We start from the raw sequence: 21,097 nt of genomic DNA, 5'->3' as shown, positions 1-21,097 counted from the left end.
CTGTCGCCACGTTTCGCGGGCGCCGGCCAGCGCCGAGATAGCGATGGACAGCCGCTCCGAGGGCAGGTTGTGCATCAAGTGATAAAAGCCGCGGCCCTCTTGGCCGAGCACGTTGGCGGCCGGTACGCGGACATTCTCGAAGTGCAGTTCGGCGGTGTCTTGCGAATGCAGGCCCATCTTGTCCAGCTTGCGGCCTCTCGTGAAGCCTTCCATATCGCGTTCGACGACCAGCAACGAAAAGCCTTTGTGGCCGGCCTGCGCGTCGGTGCGCGCCACCACCACGACGAGGTCGCAGTTGATGCCTGAGGAGATAAACGTCTTGGAGCCGTTGACAATCCAGTCGTCGCCGTCGCGGACCGCGGAGGTGCGGATGCCGGCCAGATCGCTGCCGGCGCCGGGCTCGGTCATGGCAATCGCGACGATGGTCTCCCCGGTGATGATGCCGGGCAGCCAGCGCTGCTTTTGCTCATCGGTGGCCAGCGTCTTAAAGTATGGGCCCACCACGTCGTTCTGCAGGCTCAGCGCCGGCGCCACCGAACCCCACCGTGCGAGTTCTTCGTTGATGACCGCGTTAAACCGGAAATCGTCGGACCCTCCCCCGCCGTACTGCTCGGGCATGTTGAACCCGATCAGCCCATACTTGCCCGCCGCCACGTACGCCGAGCGATCGACAATGCGGTCGCGTTCCCATTTCTCGGCATTGGGCGCCACCTCACGCTCGATGTACTGGCGAGTCGTCTCGCGCAGCTGTTCATGCTCAGGCTCGAAAACCAGTCGCCTCATCTGTGATTCACTCCCCGTGCAAGCGGCGCATCTCCTCGCCGACTCGTCCCGAGATGCGCGAGACGACCTGCGCCCCACGGCGTCGCAAATCGTCATCGGGTGTCGGCAGCACGACAGCGCCGGTCTGCTTCGACGGCAGTAGCACCTTGGCTGTTCCTTTGGTGGTGTCCTCGCCGCGCTGGTTGGTCGCCTTAACCTCGAGCCTCACCGGTTGCGTGGGTTGCGTGCCCTTCTCGGTCACCACACCGGTGCACTTGTGAGTGTCACCGTGGTAATTGAAGCCGCGCAGCTGCAGTTCCATCTCGGCCAGCCAGCCGTCGTCACCGATCCAGTTGGTTAACAGATGGCTGACCCAGGCCGCCCGCATCTGCCCGTAGTCATAGGGCGCCGGAATGCCCAAGGCCCGCGCCCGTGCGGCGTCCCAATGCAATCGCTGTACCACGTCCGGCACTCCGTACTCGTCGGGTACGAAGAAGGCCGGCATTCGCTTGCGCAGCTCGCGCGCATACTTCAGCGGCCCGACGCCGTAACCGCCCCAGCCCCAGCCCATGTGCATGCTGATGATGTCGACGACCGTCAGTGGTCCCTTCATTACCGGGGTCAACACGTCCCCGACCGACACGTCTTCCCACCAGTTCGGGTCGGGGCCGCGGCGCACCTCGGCGTCGTAGACCGCGTCGACCTCGGCGAGCTCTTCGGGGGTCCAGTGCTTGCGTTCGATGTGGGCGTACTTGCCTGACTTTTTCGAGCCGTGCCGCTCGGCGCTGATGTAGGACTCGTCGCGCGTGGCGATAGGAATGCCGTTGGCGTCGACGTAGAGGTAGCGGTAGGTCTCCTTCACCGAGCGTCCGCCGGAAAACGAGCTCTCCTTGACTTGCACATCGAGGGTGTAGGTCTCGCAGAGCACTGGGCGCCCGGCATAGACCACCGGTTGATACCACGTCCATTTCACCCCGGAGTAGTACTTGCCGGTACCACGAAACAGGCCGCGGAACAGCTTCTTGCGTTCAGGATCGGTGAATTTCGGTGTCTGATCCAGTCCGGTGCTGATTGGGAAGGTCGGCGGCGCGATCTGACCGTGCCAACGGGTCTTGGCACCGTAGTCGGGATCGTGAAACAGCGGATTGTCGTCACCGCAGCCGAACGCGAAATGGCTGATGGTGTCCGCGCTGGGCAGCTTGTTCCAGGCCTCATCGCGCTGGTTGACCGGGATGCCGATCTGCGCCTTGGCGCGTTCGATGTCCTCGTCGGTGATGCGGCCCTCCACGGCCGCACTGTCGGCATCCGAGCCTGCGGAGGTTTCTGCAGTGGTCATGGCGTCCTTCCTAGAACTTCAGCGTTGCCCCAGCGTCGACTTTGAATTGCAGCCCGGTGACGTAGCGCGATTCATCGGACGCCAGGAAGCACACCGCGTTAGAGGTGTCCACGGGTTCGATGTAGGGAATCGGCATGGCTTGCATCACCGGGAACGCCAGCAGCGCGTCCTCTTTGGTTGGGTGCTCCAAGTCGGGCCGGAAGGTCCGATACATCGGATCGCTGTGCAGCATGGGCGAATCCACGTTGGTCGGGTGCACCACGTTCGCCCGAATCGACAGCGGGGCGAGTTGCTTGGCCAACGCTTTGGTATAGCGGTCGATCAGCTGCTTGGCCAGGTTGTAGCCCTCCCCGCCCGGGCCGACCGGACCGACGCTGCCCGCCGCGGTCTCGGCGATCAAGCCGGCGACCGATCCGATCGTGATCACGGACGCACCGGCCTGCAGGTAGGGCAGTGCAGCGTGCACGGTGTTTACCACGCCGATGAAGTCGACGTCGAAGGCATCGACGAACCCCCCGATCGGTACGTCGCTGCCCAGTGGGCAAATGCCGGCATTGGCGACCACCACATCGAGCTTGCCGAACTCGGCGACGGCGTCGGCCAATGCGGCGCTCACCGCGGCCCGGTCACGCACGTCCACCTCCGCGGTGATCGCCCGCCGCCCGGTCTTTTCCACTTCCAGACCGGCCTCCTGCAGATCGCGCGGCGTGGCAAGCGGATAGCCGTTGGTGTCGATGTCATGGCAGATATCGAAGAGGATGACATCGGCGCCCTCTTCGGCAAGCTTGACGGCGTGGCTGCGGCCCTGGCCGCGAGCACCGCCGGTGACCAAGACGACTTTGCCCGCTACTCGACCGGCCATAGTTCTACCTGCCTTCCAATTGATTTGCAGCAGCCCAACGTTCGTCGCTTTGCGCTTGCCGGGCGGGCGATCGCAGCGGCTCGGCGATCACGGCTCGCAGCCACTATCCTCTCCTTAACAGGTTAATGTATTACTGATTGGCTAGTTTGTCGCGTCTGGCAGCACCACCTGGGAGCGGCCCAACTGGTCCAGTTGCGCCCGCAGCCGGCGGCGATCGATTTTGAGCGCCGCACCGCGGGGCAGTTCATCGACGATGTAGACGTTCGCAGGCACCTCATAGGGTGTCAGCAGCGATCTGCAGTGCGCCCGCAGTTCCTCCGGGGTCGCCGCCGCGCCGGCACGTAACTGCACCGCGGCGACCGGGACCTGACCCAGCCGTTCGTCGGGCATGCCGTCGACCGCGGCATCGACGACTGCGTCGTGGGCACGCAGCGCCGCCGCCACCGTTTCCGGTGCGATCTTGAACCCGCCGCGCACGATCACGTCATCGGCGCGCCCATCGATGTAGACAAAGCCGTCGCCATCGATGTGCGCGAGGTCGCTGGTCGTGACCCAGCGCTCGGCCGAACCCCCTACTTGCACCGAAGCAACCTGGAGCCGGCCCGAGTGGCCCGCCGGCAGAACGGCCCCGTCTTGATCGACCACCCGCAGCCGCACACCGGGAAACGCGCGGCCCACGCTGCCCCTCTTGGCATGCCACCGGTCATGGAAGTCGCGCACCGTCCAGCCGGCCACCGCTCCGCAAAATTCGGTGGCGCCGTACACGACCAGGACCGGGATCTCGTAGCGCTCGTAAAACGCGTCCACCAATGCCGGGTCGACCGGGCTGGTACCGGCATTGACCGCACGGATGCTGGCCAGGTCTTCACGCGGAATATCGGAATCGAGGACCGATCGGATGGCTGGGGGCGGCAGCCCGGTAAGGATTGGCTTGTGCTCCTTTACCGCCGCGTGCCAGGCCCCAACCGTGAAACGCTCGAGCAGCACGAAACGGCGTGCCGCCACCAATGACTGCAGTAGCGCAAATAGGCCACCGATGTGCACGATGGGCAGGCTGACCACTGCGACAGCGCCGGTAAACGGCGGCTTGTTTCGGACTTCCGGCCGGTTGTTATGCCGCAGGGGCGCCGCAAGCGACGCCTCAAGTTGCTTGCGAGTCAATGGGATTCGCTTGGGTGGCCCTGTGGTGCCGGAGGTCAGCATCTCGATCGCGACCTCGGGATCGCCGACTGCCGGCTCACGGCTTGATTGGCAGCGCAGCATGACCGCATCGCCATCGACACTCCACCCGGCAGCCTTCAGTGTGGCGAGCGATTCTACGAAGGCCGGCTGCGCCCAGCACTGTGTGGGGGCCAGTACCCAAGACGCGCCGGTGGCGGCGAGGTCTTCGCTCAGGCGCTCCGGCGGCTGCAGGGGGCTGATCGTGACCAGGGTGCGATGGCTGCGGAAGATCGCGATCAGTGCTGCAACCGATTCCATCCGGTTACCCAGCACGACCGCGACCCGTCCTCCAGGGCCGCAGCCGGCGTCGCTCAGTTCTCGGTCGATGCGCTCAGCAAGCGAGCGCACGTCACCCCAACGCACCCATGTGCCTTGGTACTGCAACATCTCGGCACGATCGTCGGCCGCCCACAAGCGGTCGAATGCTTCCTGCAGTCTTGTCATCGCCCCTTAAAGTAGTTGCACATGGTTTACTAGGTCAACTTAGTAGTGAGGCGATGATGGACTTCGGGCTCACCGATGAGCAACAACAACTCGCCGACTCCGAGCGGTCGTGGCTGGCCCGCCACGATCAGATCGCGCGGGTTCGCCAGACTCTCAACGTCGCAGAGGTCAGGGTTGACCCCGCGGCGGTGCAACACGCAGCCGCATCCGGGTTGCTGGCCCTGCTGACGCCCGAGGTGGGCGGCACACACTCTGACCTTGGCGTGCTCAGCGAAGCAGACGGCTACGCGGCAAGTTCGCTGCCGGTCGCCGATCTCGCGCTCGCGGTCTGGTTGCTTGGTCAGGCCGGCCTCTCGGAGTGCGGTACTGCGGCTGAGGGAGGGCTGCTGGTCGGTTTGGCTCGCGCCCCGATCGCAAACACAGGCAGCGGCGGTGCTGGGCTGCGCGGTAGATCCAGCCCGGTCCCGATGGCTGCCGACATGGCTGCGATCGCGGTCGTCGGTGCGACCCACGACGGCGAATACATGACATTGGCTCGCGATCCCGCAGTCGTCGGCATGAGGACGCTAGACCTCACCCGATCGTGGGCATACCTGGACCTCGATGCCAGGACTGGTCGAGCTGCGCGGTTGCCGACAGGCACACTGAGGTATCTGCATGACGCGCTGGCTGTGCACCGCAGCCTCGACGCGCTCGGTGCTGCCGCCCGGCTGTTCGAGATGACGGTGACCTACGCCGGGCAACGCCAACAGTTCGGTGCGCCCATCGGCTCGTTTCAGGCGGTCAAACATCACTGCGCCGACATGGCCCTCGCCATAGAGGCCGGCCGATCGGCGCTGTGGGCGGCGGTAGCGGCCCTCGACGACGCGCCGGACATCCCAAGGTCACGCGCCGCTTCAGCGGCGGCAGCCTACGCGAAGTCAGCGGCCAGCCGGGTGGCCAGCACCGCATTACAAGTGCACGGCGGCATCGGCTTCACATGGGAGCACGATCTTCATCTGCTGTTGCGCCGGATCAAGGTCGACGAGGCATTCGATGGCACCGTCGCCCAGCACCGAGCTGCACTGGTCACACGGTGACCGCCCATTGTCGGGACGGTATTTTGGCTTCTCGCCCAGCGATAAGACGTCCGCCTGAATAAGTTCATTCATCTACCTATACCCTGGAGCAGTGCTCGTGACCGACGGAGAGGTTGTCGGATGAAAACCGTGCTGCTGAACACCTCCGATGGCGTTCTGCATATCCAGCTGAACCGGCCAGACAAGCGCAACGCGATCAACGACGAAATGTTCGACGAACTCGCCGCCACGACAGAAGCGGCCGCAGGCGACGCCGGCCTGTCGGCCATTGTCGTCTCGGGGGCCGGCCGGTCGTTTTGCGCCGGCCTCGACTTCGCCGTGCACCGCGCGTTCGCAGCGGAAGGCGCTGCGGGACAACGCCCCTACGCCGACCCCAAGGATCCGAACTCTACCGGGCGGCGGGTTCCCGGCCGGGGACAACGGATTGTGCGGGCGCTGCGTGAAGCCTCGGCTATCGTCATCGCGGCCGTGCACGGCCATGCGATCGGCGCGGGATTGCAGATCGCATTGGGCGCCGATATCCGGATCGTCACGCCCGATGTTCAACTCGGCTGCGCTGAGATCGAATTCGGGATGACCGTAGACATGGGCGCCAGTCAGCTGCTGCCCCGGCTGATCGGAAGCGGACGCACAACCGACCTGCTAGTGACGGGTCGGCGCATCAGCGGCGCCGAGGCGGTCGGCTGGGGACTGGCCAGTCGGCTCAGCGACGACCCGTCGGCTGAGGCACTCGCTCTTGCGCGCGCAATGACCGAGCGCAATCGTCACGCGGTGGCCCAGACCAAAAGGCTGGTGCGGCTGGCCGAGACGGCAACTGTCCAAGAGGGCATGCGCGAGGAGCTTTCCGTGATGGCGGGCAACGTCGGCAGCCCGGCACAGGTGGCGGCGGCGCAACGCTACTTCGCCGCGCGCAAGCGCTAGTGCTAAGTCGCCCAAGCGGTGCGGTACCTTGCCGCATTCGTCTGCATCGACCCGCTTCTGCTGTGCGCAATTTGACGCCTATGGCCCCGACAGCGACGATTTCAGCGGCTGTCTAGCGCTTCTAACGGGGCAGCCCCAACCCGCGCTCGGCGATCATCGTTCGCATGATCTCTGAGCTGCCGCCGGCGATCGTGTAGGCCCGCGCGTACAGCCACTCGTCTTGCCAACGACCGCCGTCGACCGCCTCCGGATCGCCCTCGACAAGCACACCGGACTCACCTTCGAGTTCCACAGCGAAGCGTGCTATCTCCAGGTTCAGTTCGCTGAACATCAGCTTGGCCATCGCCGCGTCGTGGGGGCGTTGGGTGCCCCGCGACCACCGAGTGATGTTGGCATACATCAACGCTGCCAAGGCTTCTACGTCGGCGCTGAACTGACCGATCCGGTTACGCACCCGGTCACTCTCGATGCCCGGGCGCCCCTCAATGGTGACGTTGTGTGCCAGAGAGATCAGGGCCTCAATGGCCAGGCCCAGCCGGACCACATTCGCGCCGACGTTACTGCGTTCGTGAGACAGCGACGCGTTGGCGATCTGCCAGCCCTGCCCCGATGCGCCGATCACCGCATCGACGGGAATCCGAACGTCGTCGAAGAAAACCTCGTTGAAATCCGACGTTCCGGTCAGCTCACGCAGTGGGCGCACCGTGACTCCGGGTGCCGACATGTCGAGGATGAACGCAGTGATGCCCTTGTGCTTGGGAGCGTCGGGGTCACTGCGCGCCAGCAAATAGCCGTAGTGCGCCCAGTGACCATCGGTGGTCCACACCTTCTGCCCGTTGATCGTGTATGCCTCGCCGTCAAGCACCGCCCGGGTGCGCAGCGACGCCAGGTCGCTGCCGGCACCGGGCTCGCTGAACAACTGGCACCACAGTTCGCGGCCCGCCCGGATAGCAGGCAGATGGCGACGTCGTTGTTCCTCAGTGCCGTAATGGATCAGCGCATGCGCGGCAAGCACGCCGCCGCTCTGCACGCCTGGCACACCTGCGCGGGCCAACTCCTCGCCGACAACGACCGCGTGCTCTAGCGACCTGTCGTTTCGGCCGCCATACTCCGCGGGCCAATCAGCTCCAGCGTAGCCGGCCTCGTAAAGGCGAGCGGTCCACTCTTGCAACGCCTTGAGTTCGGGTTCGTTCTCCGCGCTGCGCACACCCGCGCGCGGCGGAACCTGGGGAGCGTACGTCTCGATGAAGGCGCGCACTTCTTGGCGGAACGCATCAAGTTCTGGGCCCATCCCCAATTTCATTGCGCCTCAACCTCGCTTATCAGACCTCGTGCTGCGCGGTCACGCAGCGACGACGCCCGCCCGACCAACACCGCATTGGCTCGAGCGCGGCGCAGCAGCAGATGCGCGGGATGCTCCCAGGTGAAACCGATACCGCCGTGGATCTGGATCGCGGCCTCGGTAGCGGCGACCGCGGCGTCGAACGCCGCCGCCGCGGCCAAATCGACCAGAAGCCCGGATTCCGCTGTGTCCAGGGCGTCGGCTGCCGCAAGGACCTGGCTGCGCGCGCCCTCCAGCGCCACGAGCATGTCCGCGCAGCGGTGCGAGATGGCCTGAAAGCTGCCGATGGGGCGGCCGAATTGGTGACGCTGGCCCGCCCAGCTCACCGCCATCGCGAGCGCACGTGACCCGACCCCCACTGAGTCGGCGGCCACCGCCAGTATGGCCCGGTGACGTGCCGCGCAAAGAGCTCGGCGCAGATGGCTTCCGGTGCAAAGCACTTCGGCCGCCGCATCGCTGAGCGCCACGCTGCCGATGGTGGCGGTGAGATCAAGTGGCTGCTGTGCGGTGACTACCACCGCTTCATCACGCGGATCGACTCCCAGCAGCACCTCGCCGGCGGAATCGGGCGTACCCGCCAACACCAGCAATATTTCGGCCAGCGGCGCACCGGCGACTAGCGGGAGCTGGCCCGACAACCGTTTTCCGTCCCACTGCGGTAACTCCGGACCCGCTGTCACCCATCCGGAATCGTTGAGCGGCACGGCAAATGCGGCCGGGGTGCCGGCGGCGATGCGCTTGGCGATGCCTGCCGCCCCGACGCGGGCGGCGACCTCCAGTGCGGTGATCGTGGGAACGAGCGGCGCCGGTGCCAGCGCCTTGCCCGCCTCCTCGATGGCGGCATAGAGTAGCCGCGGCCGCGCGCCCCCTCCACCGACCGACTCGTCGGACGACAAAGCCGGCAGCCCGAACTCGACGAGCGCCGACCAGACATCGGAGTCGAAGGTATCGATGCGGCGGTTGCGCTCGAGTATCGCCGCAATATCCACTCGTGCCTCCAGCGCCTGGGAGAGCACCTCGCGCAGCGCACGCTCATCGTCGTCGGCGACCGCTAAAGGGTCGCCGGGAACGACGGCGGCGCTTCTGACACCCTCGCCGCGGTGCGAAGGCAGTCCCAGCACCGCCTCCGCAATGGTGTTGCGCTGTATCTCGGCGGTACCGGCCCCGATCGTCGTCGCCCGGCTCATGAGATAACCGTAGGTCCAGCGGCCCTTGTCGACCGCCGCTTCAGCGCGACTGCCCAACGCCGCGTAGGGTCCGACGGTCCGCAGCGCCAAAGCGTGCATGTGTTGTTCGAACTCGGCCTTCACCAACCGATTGACCGATGCCACCGCGCCGGGATCCTCGCCGCGCAGCACGGTGGCCAAGGCTCGTGCGCTGTTCGCCGCGATCGAGCGCACACCGGATTCAAGCCGTGCGATGTCTTGTCGCACAAGCGGATCGCGCGCCGAGCCCTGGGCGACGGCCAGGGCGATGACCCTGTCGACGGTGCGGCGATACTTGAACTCGTCGGCCAGGAACGCGGTCGCGCGTTCGTGACCGAGCGACGTGCGCATGATCGACCAGCCTTCACCTTCGCCGCCAACCCGGTTCTCGACAGCGACCTGCACATCATCGAGAAATACCTCGGCGAAATGCGCCGCGCCGCTGATATCCCGTAGTGGCCGCACCGTGATACCGGGGCTGTTCATCGGAATGAGCAGGTACGTGATCCCCTCCGCACTCCGGCCGGGTGTCCCGGTGCGGACCAGGGCGAACATCCAGTCGGCACGGTCGGCCATCGTTGTCCAGACTTTCTGGCCCGTTACCCGATACACCTCGCCGTCGCGCACCGCCCGGGTCGACAGCGATGCCAGATCGCTGCCCGCTCCCGGCTCGGAGAACCCTTGGCACCAAAACTCGTCGGCCCGCAACAATGGGCGCAGGAATCGATACTTCTGGGCCTGGGTGCCATGCTGGATGAGCGTGGGCGCCACGATGAACGACAACGGACACGGATGCGGCGGCGCACCGGCCGCGGTGGTCATCCGGTAGTAGTCGAGCTGGTCTTCCAGTGAGAGTTCCAGGCCCCCAATCGACTTGGGCCAGCCCGGCGCGGCGAGGTTGTTGTCGACGAGTTTGGCGTGCCACGCCCGGGCGGTTTCGATGCGGTCAGGCCTGACGGCCGCCACACTGACCGCGGTTTGGTGTTGACGCCAATCATCGAGCAGTTTTTGCAGCCGCGGTCTCCAGTCTTCAGACCCCACCGACTCCACCTTAGAAAGTTAACTTGGTTAGCTATCTGACTCGATTGTGACCTGTCGAGAGGGTGTTTTGCAAGCGGGCAGCCGGCCGCCACCAGTCGGCGCCGGTCATGGTCGGCGAGGCGGTCGACGCCGCGGCCGGCATCGGCGCGAACCTGCGGCCATATCAGCCTTGTTTCGCGCCGGGAAATTCCAGGGCGTTCCCGCGCGCCGATCGGCTGGCGAGCATCCCGAATCAGCGAGAACTCAACAACATGGCGCCGGCGACTGGCCCGCCGCCCACCCCGACGGCCACCACCTCCGGGGTCTTCGGGGCTTGGCGTTCACCGCCTTCACCCCACAACTGCACGCACGCCTCGTGCAGGAAGCCCATGCCGTGCAACCGTCCCCCCGACAATTGACCACCGCTGGTGTTGAGCGGCAACGGGCCCTCCAAGGCGATCCGCTCACCACCATCGATGCATTCCCCCACTTTGCCGTGGTCACAAAACCCCATGGCTTCCAACCACATAACGGTCAGGAAACTGAAACCGTCATAGAGCTGCGCCATGTCGACATCGCGCGGCGTAAGGTCCGTGTTCTGCCACAGTGTGGCCGCCGCATCGTGGGCCGCCATCGTGGTGATATCGGCGCGCTGGTCCCACGTCGCACGCTCGAACATCCCCGGCCCGACCGACTCGACGGTCAACGGGTGGCGCGGGAGACCCTGGGCGGCATCGCGCCGAGAGATGATCACCGCCGTGGCGCCGTCGCACGGGATGTCACAGTCGTACAGGCACAGCGGCTCGGAGATCATCCGGGCGCCCAGATAGTCATCCATGCCCATCGGTTCGCGGTAGATCGCGTCGGGATTAAGACCCGCATTGCGGCGCGCGTTGATCGCAATCCACCCCAACTGCTCACGGGTCAACCCGAAATCGTGCATGTAACGCTGAGCCGGCATAGCCACCCAGTTCGCCGCCGACAGCGCGCCAAACGGTGCCACCCACTCGAGGTGCGGCGGCAGCTTGCCGCCGGTGAACAGCACCGATGCGCGACCGCCGCCCGCTTGCTGGGCGGCGGTCGACTCCCACACCGAGCGAAATACCACAACGTGGTCGGCCAGCCCGAGACTCACCGCCATGCACGCCTCGATTGCCGGACCGATCTGGCCGGCGGTTTCCAGCGATGAGATATACCAGCGGCAGCGCAGCCCAAGCGCATTGCGGACCTCGGTGATGCTCGCCCCCGAGAACCCCGGGTCGGGCACACCGGGACCCGGATAACTTGCGACGCCGTCGATATCATCGACACTGAGCCCGGCATCGGCGATCGCGCGCAGCACCGCTTCCAGCGTCAGTTCCAGTCCGGTGCGGCCCAGCCGACGTCCGACCTGCGACTTGCCCGCCCCGGTGATGACGGCCTTGCCGTCGAAGGGCCCGCGCCTCATTACCGAAGAGCCGGCCGCACACGGCGGCAGCACCGGGCCGGCCCCAAAGACACCCGCATCACTACAACACCACCGACTTCACTTTGAAGTCGATGATTTCGTCCTCGCTGTAACCGAGTTCGGCCAACAAGCCATCGGTGTGTTCGCCGTGGCCGGGTGCGCAGCGCAACTGCAGGGGCGTTTCATCGAACTGCACGGGACTTGCCGCCAAAGCGAATTCGTTGCCGTTGGCGTCGATGGTGCGCGGCAGGTAGCCGTTGGCCAGCGCCTGCGGGTCGGCGTGCACCTCGAGGGCGGTGCGCACCACATCGAACACGCCGCCGAACCCGGCGAACGCCTGCTCCCAGTGCGCCAGGTCTTCGGACTCAAATGTCTTGCGCAGCTCGACAATACAGTCGGTGCGATTGGCAAAGCGCGCCGCCGCGTTGGCGAACCGTTCATCGTCGATCAGGTCCGGGCGGTTGACGCGCTTGCAGAACTCCGCCCAGAACCGGTCGGCCTGCAACAAGACGAACTGGACGAATCGCCCGTCAGCGGTCTTGTACACGTTGGTGACCGGGTTGGGGGCGTCCTCATAGTGGAATCGAGGGATCTCGGCGCCGGTGACGCCCGCACCGACAATGTCGGGGCCGAGCTGCCAGATCGCCGCGCCCAGTAGCGAAACGTCGACGACCGAGGGCTCTCCGGTGCGCTCGCGCTTTACCAGAGCGCCGGCGATCCCAGCCGCGATCGCCAGCCCGCCGTAGACGTCTCCGAACGCCGGCCGCTGCATTGGCGGGTACGCCCCGTCCTCGGGCGCGTAGGCATTGCCGATCCCGCTGCGCGCCCAGTAAGCCGCGGCATCGAAGCCGCCGTGATCAGCCATGTCCCCCTTGGTGCCATAGCCATGGCCACGGGCGTAAATAATTTTCGGGTTGCGGGCGCGCACATGCTCGACGTCGATGCCCATCCTTTGCCGAGATCCCGGCAGCAGGTTGGTGAGAAACACGTCGGAGGTCTCCACCAGCTTCATCAGCAGTTCCAGACCCTCGGGGGTCGAGGTGTCCAGGCCGATGCTGCGCTTGCCGCGATTGGGCACCTCGATGAAGTGGTTGACCCCGCCTGCACCAGGAACCATGCCCGAGCTGATCAGGCCGCGCTGCGGGTCGCCGATCTCGGGATGTTCGACCTTGATCACATCGGCGCCCCAGTCGGCCAGCACCGCGCCGGCTGCCGGCACGAACGTCCACGACGCGACTTCGACCACCCGGATTCCGTTGAGGATGTCAGTCATTGCTTCCTTCACTCCGCCGGGTAGGCGATGACCTTGGTTTGCAGGTATTGCTCGAAACCTTCGAGCCCGTTTTGGCGGCCGATGCCGCTCATCTTGTAGCCGCCGAACGGGGAATCAGCCCCGTACCACATCGCGCCGTTGACCATCATCGAACCAGTGCGGATGCGCCGGGCCACCGCCATCGCCCGCTCCGCGGAGCCCATCACCGCACCGGCCAACCCGTACATCGAGTTGTTCGCCAGCTCCACCGCGGCCTCATCGCCGCCGTCATAGGGGGTAATCGTCAACACCGGGCCGAAGATCTCCTCCTGGAAGATCCGCATGTCCGCGGTCACGTCGGCGAACACCGTCGGCGCGACGTAATAGCCGCGACTACACCCCTGCGGCGCGCCGCCGCCGATCGTCAGACGCGCGCCCTGCGACTTGCCGCTGTCGATGTAGCCCATCACCCGGTCGCGCTGCTTGGCCGACACCAGCGGCCCGCAGAAGGTGGCCGGGTCGCTCGGATCCCCGCATGGGATTCCCGCGAATGTCGCGGTAGCGATCTCGATCGCCTGCTCGTAATGCGGCCGCGGCACCAGCATCCGCGTGGTCAGCGCGCAGCCCTGCCCCGAGTGGATCAACATTCCCATGCAGCCCCGCAGCGCGACGTTCATGTCGGCGTCGTCGAGCACGATATAGGCCGACTTACCGCCCAGCTCAAGCAGATTGCGTTTCATCGTGTCCGCTGAGAGCCGCTGGATCAGCTTCCCGACCGCCGTCGAGCCGGTGAACGAGATCATGTCGACGCGCGGGTCGGTCACCAGCTGCTGCGCGATGTCGTTGTCGGAGGCCGGCACGATGTTGACCACACCCGCGGGAATGTCGGTTTTCTCGGCGATGATTCGTCCCCAGCGCAGCGCGCTCCATGGGGTTTCGATCGCGGGCTTGAGCACCATCGTGTTGCCGGTCGCCAGCGCCTGACCGATCTTGTTGCTGATGATCTCGAAGGGGAAGTTCCATGGTGTGATCGCGCCGACCACGCCCATGGCTTCCTTGACCACGACCCGATTGCTCGGCGCGCCCATCTTGGCGTCCTGATCGAGCGGGCGCTGCCAGGGGAAGTTGCTGATGAACTCCGCCGGCCAGCGCACTGCATCGGCCAGCGGCCAATCCAGCTGTGCGATGTAGGTGGAGCTCAGCGGCGCGCCCGCTTCTGCGACCAGCTCGGCGCGCATCTCTTCTTGGTCGTCCTGCAGCGCCTGCTGCAGCTGGCGCAGGCAGTGCTGGCGAAACTCGTGGTTGGTCGACCAATCCGTGGTGTCGAAGGTGCGCCGCGCCGCGGCGATCGCCTCCTCCATGTCGTCGGCCCCGGCGTCAGTGGTGACGCCGAGAACCTCCTCGGTCGCCGGATTGATGTTGTCGACCGTCTTGCCGGTCGATGACTGGCGCAACCGGCCGTCGATGTACAGGCGGGTCTCAGGGTCAAACGCAACGGTGTTGGTCGCGGCCGGTGAAGCCGTCATCACGATTCCCTCTCACTTGTGGTTGCTGTGCCCAGACTAGTAGATAACTGTTTATCTGTTTCCGTTTTAGGTTCCGGTGCGACGCGCACGGCGCGAAGCCGGCAGCGTTGCACGAGGATGCGGGCCAGCCGCTGCGGTTCGCTGACCATGAGGTCGTGGCATGTGTCGATCGTCACCACGGTGTCAACCCCGCCGAGGGCGTTGATGCAGTCACGTTGTTGGCGCACCGACAGCGCCCGATCCCGCAGGGTCAGGATCCATGTGCGCGGCACGTCGTCGGGCAGATCGCCGCGGTCGACACGCTCGATGCCGACGCTGGGATACTCGGGGTATATCCGGGACAAGACGAACTGGCGCTGTTCTCGCGTCATGCCGTTGCAGAACGCGAACCGATTGGCTGCCGCGGGTATTTTGACCGGCCGGCCCCGCCGGGCCGCCCTCCGTGCGAACGGTGCCAGCGGGCCTCGCAGCGTGTCGACCAGCGTGGCGCCCTGCGGCGGAATGAATGCCGCCGCCAGGATCATTTCCCGCACCCGCGGCCAGCCGAGTTTGCCCACCACGCCGGGCACGGTCAGCCCGGCCATCGAATGGCCCACGATGACGATGTCGCCCAGGCCGGCCTCCTCGATATCGGCGACGACCGAGTGCACCCACCCGGCGATCGTGACGACAGGCGACTCGGCGCGTCTGCCGCGCCGGCCCGGCAAATCGACGGCCAGCACCCGCAAATCCGGTTCCTGCCGGCGCAGTTCGGCGACGGTGAGATCCCAGCAGTCTGCGGCGTGTTCGCCGCCGTGGACCAGAACTAGGTCGGGCAGGGTTGCGCTGCTCATGAAGTCGGCACCGGGCGGAACAATGGCACCCACACCCGCGCGTCTTGGTCGCCGGGCTCTGCGCTCCACTCTTCGAAAAACACCTCGACCTCAAGGCCGATGCGCACCTGCTCGCCTGGGATGGCGACGATGTTGGTGACCAGCCGTACATCGGGTTGTTCGGCGAGTTCGACCATCGCCACGACATACGGTGGGTCCAGCCCGGGAATCCAGGGCTGGCGATTGACTGTGTAGGCGGCCACCTTAGCGCGCCCCGAAACCGCCTGCGCCGCAACGTCGTTGCTGCGGCAGCGCCAGCATGCCGGTGCCGGCGGATGAAAGAACCGCTCACAGCTTCGGCAGTAGGAGATCAACAGTTCGCCGCGCTGCCCGCCGGTCCAAAAAGCCTTCGACTCCGGGGTTGGGCTGGGCACCAGCCGCATCTGCGGTCGCCGATAGTCAGACCCCGGCATCGACGGGCTCCCAACCTCCCCCGTCGGCGGATCGGTGCGCGGCCTCGATCACAGCTATGCTGAGCAAGCCGTCGTCGAACGTTGGAGCGCTGGTCTGATCGCCGTCGAATGCGGGCAGCCAGTCCTCGAGCATGAGCGCCATCGCCCGACTGGCGTGCCCGGCCAAGCCTGCTGGCAGGTTTTCCGCCAGGGCCGGCTGGCGCGCCTGCACCGGCAGCGCACACAGCCCTTCGTCGGCGGCGGCTCCGATCTGATAGGTGGCCGAGCGCAGGTCCCCGTCGCCGATGATGGTTCCGTCGGCGCCGAAAAGCTCCAACCGGTAGTGGTCGGCATGTGCGCCCATCACCGACACGCTCAAGATCGCGGTCATCCCGGATTCCATCCGCATCAACAGTGCTGCAGTGTCATCGGCGGTGACGTGCAACCTCTCCCCGTCCGGCAGCTCGCGCACGGGTTCACTGGTTCGCACCTCGGCGCACACCCGTTCCGGCCGCCCCAGCAGGCTGCACAAAAAGTCCAGATCATGCACCAGCATTCCGGCCAAATAACCGCCGCCCTGGTCGCGGTCGTACATCCAGCGGGCCTGCGGCGGATGACTGGGATGCCAATACGATGCGCTTCGGCTGACCCGCGCAAGGTAGGGCCTGCCGAGAAAGCCCGCGCGCACCGTCTCCGCTACCGCCAACCAGTCTGGGTTCCAGCGGTTTTCGAAGCAGCATGCGGTGGGACGTCCGGATTTCCTGGCGGCAAGGACCAAGTTGCGGGCAGCGGCCGTGTCGGTGGTCAGCGGCTTCTCACACAGCACGGCCTTGCCCGCCTCCAGTGCGGCGAGGGTCATGTCGTGATGCAACGCGGTCGGCGTGGCCACCGAGATGACGTCCAAGTCGTCGCGGGTCACGAATGCCCGCCAGTCGGTGGAGGTATCGCTGATGCCGAGCTTCGTGGCCACGCGTTCCAGCCGTTGCGGCGTGCGGGCGCACAGCGCAACGGGATCAAAACCGGCCGCCGCGCGGAAGGCGGGCACTTGAACGTGCGCGCCCCAGCCGACGCCGACGATGCCGACCCGCAGTGTCACTGTGTCAGCGCTGGCTCGCGAGCAGCCACTCGCGGGAAGTTCAGCATTCGCCGTGCGTTTTCCTCCACGATGAGCGAGCACTCGTCGTCGGGAATTTCGGCGAGGAGCTCGGCGGCCCGCTTGCGCGAGTTGGGCCAGTTGGAGTCCGAGTGCGGGAAGTCGATTTCGAGCATGATGCGGTCGACGCCGATCGCGTGCCGGTTGGTCAGTCCGTGCTCGTCTTCGATGAAGCAGCCCCAAAAGTGTTGGCGGAACAGCTCTGAGGGCCGGGTGTGAAAGTCGATGGGCTGGTAGTAGCGGTGGCGCTCCCAGCAGTAGTCGGCGCGCTCCAGGATGTAGGGAATCCAGCCGACCCCGCCCTCGGCGAGCGAGAATTGCAGGTCCGGGAATTGCTGCAGCTTGCCGGAGAACAGCAGATCGATCGTCGTCCACATCGAGTTCGTGCCGAACAAGGTGATCGCCACGATGAACGGTGCATCCGGCGCCTGCAGCTGGCCGGGCACTGGTTTCATCGACGAGAACGAGAAGCCGGGCACGAAGGACCCCGACCCGAAGTGCAGCGATACCGGCATGTGCGCATCCGAACACACCCGCCACAGCGGATCCCAATGGTCGGAATGAAATGACGGGAACCCCAGCGATACCGGGCTGTCCGGAAAGGTCACGGTTCGGGCGCCCTTTTCGGCTACCCGCTCGGCTTCGGCGACCGTCGCGTCGATGTCCCACACCGGCAGGAGCGCCAGCGGTATATACCGATCTGGGGCCGTGGCGCACCACTCATCGATATAGAAGTCGTTCCAGGCCTTCAGGCACAACAGGGCCAATTCCTTGTCCTGGGCATTGATGAACGTGCTGCCGGCAAAGCCGGGGAATGACGGGAAGCACAAGGCCGCCTGCACTCCATCGAGGTCCATGTCCGCGAGGCGGGCCACCGGGTCATAGCAGCCGGGGATCATGTCCTCGTAGCGGACCGGATCTATGCCCCATTCCTCTCGCGGCTTTCCGGCCACGGCGTTCAGGCCGATGGTCGGGATGAGCTGGCCGTCGTAGCTCCACACGTGTTTGCCGTCCATCTCGATAATGTGCGGCCCTTTTTCGCGAAACTTCTCCGGCAGGCGGTCCTGCCACACCCGCGGATGCTCGACGAGGTGATCGTCGACCGAAACGATCTGATGGTGCTGCTGCAGCGGCATGACTGTCTCCGAACTGATACGCCATCTTGATTTCTGACAATGCGTCTCACATACTAGTGATGCACGCCATAATTGTCTAGACGTTTAGAGGAATTATGTCCGCCGATGACCACGCAGCCGACTCGACGCGGGGCAGGCTGGAGGAAGACGACCACGACTTGCTGACCTTCGGCGAGGCGGGAGAACGCTTGCGCATCGAGATCGCCTCGATGGCACAGCAGATCGCGCAGCTAGAAGCGTCAGGCGACACTGATGGCCTGCGAAACGCCAAGGAACGACTGGCCGCCCTGCGGGCAGCCGCCGCACGCAATACCGCCCAGCCCATCAACGATGCCAACTTCGAGAAGTTCTTCGGCTATGCGGGCAAACCCAAGCGCAACCTGGCCGGACCGGTGGGCGAGTGATGCAAAACCGGGCAACGCTGCGCCGCCCCGGCTACGCGCCGGCGAACTCCGCGGTGGGCCGGCGCGGTCTGCACACCAGGCAACGAATCGTGGACCGCGCCGGGCAGCTTTTCGTCGCGCACGGCTACCACGGCACATCGCTTGATGCGATCGCCAAGTCGGTGGGCGCCTCGCGCGCCAGCGTCTACCAGTACTTTCAAAGCAAGGAAGATATTCTTGTCGAACTGTTCCGCCATGCTGAGCCGGCGGTGCTGGCGCATGCGCGAAGCTTGGGCTTGCTCGCGCCCAATGCCGACGGCATCCGCAACCTGCACCAGTGGCTGGTCGAGTGGGCGTCGCTCCACGACAAACACGCCGTCGTGTTACTGGAATTCCCCGGCGTCGGCACACTGGAGGGCATACCCGAGCTCAACACCGGCGCGGTGGCAGACAAATACGCCGACATCATCACGGGCAAACTACGCGACGCTGGAGTCACGGGCATCGATCCCGCAGATGCCTGCGCTGCGCTGCTGCGGATCGCACACATGGTCAATCTCTACCGATTCCGTTCGATGTTCGGGCTACGGTCTGACACCCAAGCGGCGGCGTCACTGGCCATTGCCATGCAGCTTCTGCTCTTTCCGGAAACGCCGGCCGAGGTGCTCGCGACGGTGGCTGACGAGTCGGCAGATGAGCGTCTACCGGAGCCGGCCACAGCTGTTGAGTCCCTTGAACTTTGCCCTCCGAAGATGACGGTGTCTCGCATTCGGCGAGTCATCCTGAACGCGGCCTCTGCGCTGTTCGCCGAACGCGGCTACTACGCGGTTGCCATGGAGGACATCGCGGCCGCAGCCGGCATCAGCAGGGCCACCTTGTATCGCCATTTCGGCAGCAAGGTGAAGATCCTCGCCGAACTCACCGATGGGGCAATAGTGGCGGCCCACCGCCTGGCAGGCGAGCTTGACCGGCTAGCTGAACGTGGCCCGAATCTGCAAGCGCTTCAACGCTGGCTGGTGAAGTTCGTCATTCACCAACGTCAGTTCGGCGGCGTCAGCCGCGCCTGGTACGACGGCACGCTGGCCCAACAGCTGCCGGTGGACGCGGTGACCCACGGGGTCGGCGCGTTCCACCGTGCCGTGGTTGCACCGCTACGCCATGTACAGCTACCCGCCGGCATGGATCCGCGCGTGGCCGCGGCGGTGTTTGTGGCGGTGCTGGGTCGATTAACGGAACACTCGGCGTCGCAATATCCCGAAAACACCGCCGATGACACCGCAGCGTTGATGTTGGCGGTGCTGCGCCGCGCGTTGCGCATCGACACCATGAGCTAGCGGCCACCGATGCGTATGTAAAAGCATTATATAGTTAAATGTTTTTCGGGCGACGAAGGAGGAGCTTCGGTGGACTTGCATGGCCTGAGCCTCGAATTGACGGGATGGTTTCAGGTTGCCTGGTCGGCTGATATCGCAGCGGGCCAGGTCGTGCCGCTGCACTACTTTGGACGCGACCTTGTCGCCTACCGCGGCCGCGACGGGGTCGTGCGCGTGCACGACCGGCATTGCCGCCACCTGGGTGCCAGCTTGGCGCACGGCGGAACGGTGGTGGATGCCGGGATTCAGTGTCCGTTTCATGGCTGGGTGTGGGGACCCGACGGCCGCAATGTCTCGATCCCTTACCAAGACCGGCCCAACCGTGCCCGTCGCCTTGGCACGTGGCCGGTCACGGAGCGCAACGAGTCCATCTATGTGTGGCATGACACGGCGGGACGAGATCCGTACTGGGATGTACCCGATGCCTTGGCGTTCGTCGAACACGCTGCTGCGCAACGCTTCCACAGTCTGGGTCCCGAGGCGCGGGTGCACTACCGGGATCTGCGCGTTCACCCCCAGATGGTGGCCGAAAACGCGGTCGACCCACACCATTTCCGCTTCGTGCACGGCACGCCCATTAGCCCAGTGGTGCTGGAAGAGCACGTTGAGGGCCCCGTCTGGCGTACAAGGGTTGGCTTCGGCAAGGGCTGGGTCAATCACCCTTGCGACGCCGCGGGCAACTTGCGAACCGACAGTTTAAACACCCTGGAGATCATCTGGGCTGGTCTCGGGGTCAGCGGGAACATCGAGCACACCGCCGATGGGATGCGCGGCATCGCGATCAACACCACTCCGGTCGATGACAATAAGACCGAGGTCTTCGCCAGTTACTGGGTTTCGCAGCGCGATGGCGACCAGAAGGACGGCTCGTACCAGCGCCGGCTTGACGACGCCAAGCAAGCACTTCCCGGCGACATCAACATCTGGCATCACCAGATATTTCTCGATCCGCCCGCGTTGGCCACCGAGGAGGCGCGCGGCTTCCGCCGGATCCGCCGGTGGGCCCATCAGTTCTATCCCCAGCCAAGCGTCGACAACTCGCCGTCGATGACGGCGTGAGATTCCTTGCACCGCTAGGAGAGACATGCCGCGATCACCGCTTACCCCAGAGGACCCCTCCACAGTCGCCGTGGTGTGTGTGGAATGCCAAAACGGTGTTCTCGGGCCCGAATCGGTGCTGCCCGAACTAGCCGCCCACAGCGGCGGTCTCGTCCCCGACCTGCGCCGCTTGCTCGATGCCGCGCGTTCTGCCGGCATTAAGGTCGTGCACGCGACCTATGAGGGAGCGCTGGGCGGCAAGCAAGTCGGGACAGCGCGCCTTTGGCGGGCGCTCGGCCCGGCCACTGCCGACTGGGCGCCCGGAACCCCTCC

17 protein-coding genes and 2 pseudogenes (1 of these 19 cut by a window edge) are annotated in these 21,097 nt (G+C 65.5%); 6 read left to right on the top strand and 13 right to left on the bottom strand.

The features are described 5' to 3' along the window. The 4 genes and pseudogenes from ACFE99_RS08440 to ACFE99_RS08425 all read right to left on the bottom strand — a co-directional run. A pseudogene (locus ACFE99_RS08440) lies at window positions 1–783 on the bottom strand (acyl-CoA dehydrogenase family protein); it reaches 365 nt to the left of the window's first position. Window positions 784–790: 7 nt separating this feature from the next. Then, entirely contained in the window at window positions 791–2,098 is a 1,308-nt protein-coding gene (locus ACFE99_RS08435) for a MaoC family dehydratase N-terminal domain-containing protein (protein WP_375484249.1), read from the bottom strand. Between the two features lie 10 nt (window positions 2,099–2,108). Continuing rightward, window positions 2,109–2,960, bottom strand: a complete 852-nt coding sequence (locus tag ACFE99_RS08430) for a mycofactocin-coupled SDR family oxidoreductase (protein ID WP_375484247.1) — start codon at window positions 2,958–2,960, stop codon at window positions 2,109–2,111. A 141-nt stretch (window positions 2,961–3,101) separates the two neighbouring features. Continuing rightward, window positions 3,102–4,625, bottom strand: a complete 1,524-nt coding sequence (locus ACFE99_RS08425; protein ID WP_375484245.1) for a class I adenylate-forming enzyme family protein — start codon at window positions 4,623–4,625, stop codon at window positions 3,102–3,104. A 56-nt stretch (window positions 4,626–4,681) separates the two neighbouring features. Here ACFE99_RS08425 and ACFE99_RS08420 point away from each other — a divergent pair, with 56 nt between their 5' ends. Then, the gene (locus ACFE99_RS08420; protein ID WP_375484261.1) at window positions 4,682–5,704 is read left to right on the top strand and encodes an acyl-CoA dehydrogenase family protein; all 1,023 of its coding nucleotides are present in this window, start codon (window positions 4,682–4,684) and stop codon (window positions 5,702–5,704) included. 120 nt (window positions 5,705–5,824) lie between these two features. Next, the gene (locus tag ACFE99_RS08415) at window positions 5,825–6,625 is read left to right on the top strand and encodes an enoyl-CoA hydratase/isomerase family protein (RefSeq protein WP_375484243.1); all 801 of its coding nucleotides are present in this window, start codon (window positions 5,825–5,827) and stop codon (window positions 6,623–6,625) included. A 121-nt stretch (window positions 6,626–6,746) separates the two neighbouring features. Here the strand turns inward: ACFE99_RS08415 and ACFE99_RS08410 are convergent, their stop codons facing one another. The 9 genes from ACFE99_RS08410 to ACFE99_RS08370 all read right to left on the bottom strand — a co-directional run bounded on the left by ACFE99_RS08410 (window position 6,747) and on the right by ACFE99_RS08370 (window position 17,970). Beyond that, on the bottom strand, window positions 6,747–7,928 hold the full coding sequence (locus ACFE99_RS08410; RefSeq protein WP_375484241.1) for an acyl-CoA dehydrogenase family protein: 1,182 nt from the start codon (window positions 7,926–7,928) through the stop codon (window positions 6,747–6,749). After that, window positions 7,925–10,213 carry an acyl-CoA dehydrogenase family protein gene (locus ACFE99_RS08405; RefSeq protein WP_375484239.1) on the bottom strand — a complete coding sequence of 763 codons (2,289 nt, stop codon included), beginning with the start codon at window positions 10,211–10,213 and terminating at the stop codon, window positions 7,925–7,927. The genes ACFE99_RS08410 and ACFE99_RS08405 overlap by 4 nt, the downstream gene beginning before the upstream one ends. Before the next feature lie 232 nt (window positions 10,214–10,445). Continuing rightward, the gene (locus tag ACFE99_RS08400; protein ID WP_375484237.1) at window positions 10,446–11,639 is read right to left on the bottom strand and encodes a thiolase family protein; all 1,194 of its coding nucleotides are present in this window, start codon (window positions 11,637–11,639) and stop codon (window positions 10,446–10,448) included. 61 nt (window positions 11,640–11,700) lie between these two features. Continuing rightward, the gene (locus ACFE99_RS08395; RefSeq protein WP_375484235.1) at window positions 11,701–12,912 is read right to left on the bottom strand and encodes a CaiB/BaiF CoA transferase family protein; all 1,212 of its coding nucleotides are present in this window, start codon (window positions 12,910–12,912) and stop codon (window positions 11,701–11,703) included. A gap of 8 nt (window positions 12,913–12,920) precedes the next feature. Then, window positions 12,921–14,417: an aldehyde dehydrogenase family protein gene (locus ACFE99_RS08390; RefSeq protein ID WP_375484233.1), complete on the bottom strand. Its 1,497-nt coding sequence runs from the start codon at window positions 14,415–14,417 to the stop codon at window positions 12,921–12,923. Further along, the gene (locus tag ACFE99_RS08385; RefSeq protein ID WP_375484231.1) at window positions 14,417–15,250 is read right to left on the bottom strand and encodes an alpha/beta fold hydrolase; all 834 of its coding nucleotides are present in this window, start codon (window positions 15,248–15,250) and stop codon (window positions 14,417–14,419) included. The genes ACFE99_RS08390 and ACFE99_RS08385 overlap by 1 nt, the downstream gene beginning before the upstream one ends. Next, window positions 15,247–15,702 (bottom strand): Zn-ribbon domain-containing OB-fold protein, encoded by a 456-nt coding sequence (locus ACFE99_RS08380; RefSeq protein ID WP_375484229.1) that lies wholly within the window; start codon window positions 15,700–15,702, stop codon window positions 15,247–15,249. Before ACFE99_RS08380 ends, ACFE99_RS08385 begins: the two co-directional genes overlap by 4 nt. Next, the gene (locus tag ACFE99_RS08375) at window positions 15,689–16,777 is read right to left on the bottom strand and encodes a Gfo/Idh/MocA family protein (RefSeq protein ID WP_375484227.1); all 1,089 of its coding nucleotides are present in this window, start codon (window positions 16,775–16,777) and stop codon (window positions 15,689–15,691) included. The genes ACFE99_RS08380 and ACFE99_RS08375 overlap by 14 nt, the downstream gene beginning before the upstream one ends. Beyond that, complete coding sequence (locus tag ACFE99_RS08370) at window positions 16,774–17,970, bottom strand: amidohydrolase family protein (protein ID WP_375484225.1); 1,197 nt, start codon at window positions 17,968–17,970, stop codon at window positions 16,774–16,776. The genes ACFE99_RS08375 and ACFE99_RS08370 overlap by 4 nt, the downstream gene beginning before the upstream one ends. A gap of 95 nt (window positions 17,971–18,065) precedes the next feature. On the opposite strand from ACFE99_RS08370, the gene ACFE99_RS08365 reads away from it, so the two are divergent. The 4 genes and pseudogenes from ACFE99_RS08365 to ACFE99_RS08350 form a co-directional block, all read left to right on the top strand. Then, window positions 18,066–18,374 (top strand): acyl-CoA synthetase, encoded by a 309-nt coding sequence (locus tag ACFE99_RS08365; protein ID WP_375484223.1) that lies wholly within the window; start codon window positions 18,066–18,068, stop codon window positions 18,372–18,374. After that, entirely contained in the window at window positions 18,374–19,687 is a 1,314-nt protein-coding gene (locus tag ACFE99_RS08360) for a TetR family transcriptional regulator (RefSeq protein WP_375484221.1), read from the top strand. The genes ACFE99_RS08365 and ACFE99_RS08360 overlap by 1 nt, the downstream gene beginning before the upstream one ends. A 69-nt stretch (window positions 19,688–19,756) precedes the next feature. Further along, entirely contained in the window at window positions 19,757–20,785 is a 1,029-nt protein-coding gene (locus tag ACFE99_RS08355) for a Rieske 2Fe-2S domain-containing protein (protein ID WP_375484219.1), read from the top strand. A gap of 25 nt (window positions 20,786–20,810) precedes the next feature. Beyond that, a pseudogene (locus ACFE99_RS08350) lies at window positions 20,811–21,097 on the top strand (cysteine hydrolase); the annotation flags it as partial.

The sequence above is a fragment of the uncultured Mycobacterium sp. genome, from assembly GCF_964249325.1.
Lineage (GTDB): Bacteria > Actinomycetota > Actinomycetes > Mycobacteriales > Mycobacteriaceae > Mycobacterium.
The sequence above is the reverse complement of the archived record's forward strand: the minus strand, read 5'-3'. Positions and strand labels throughout refer to the sequence as shown.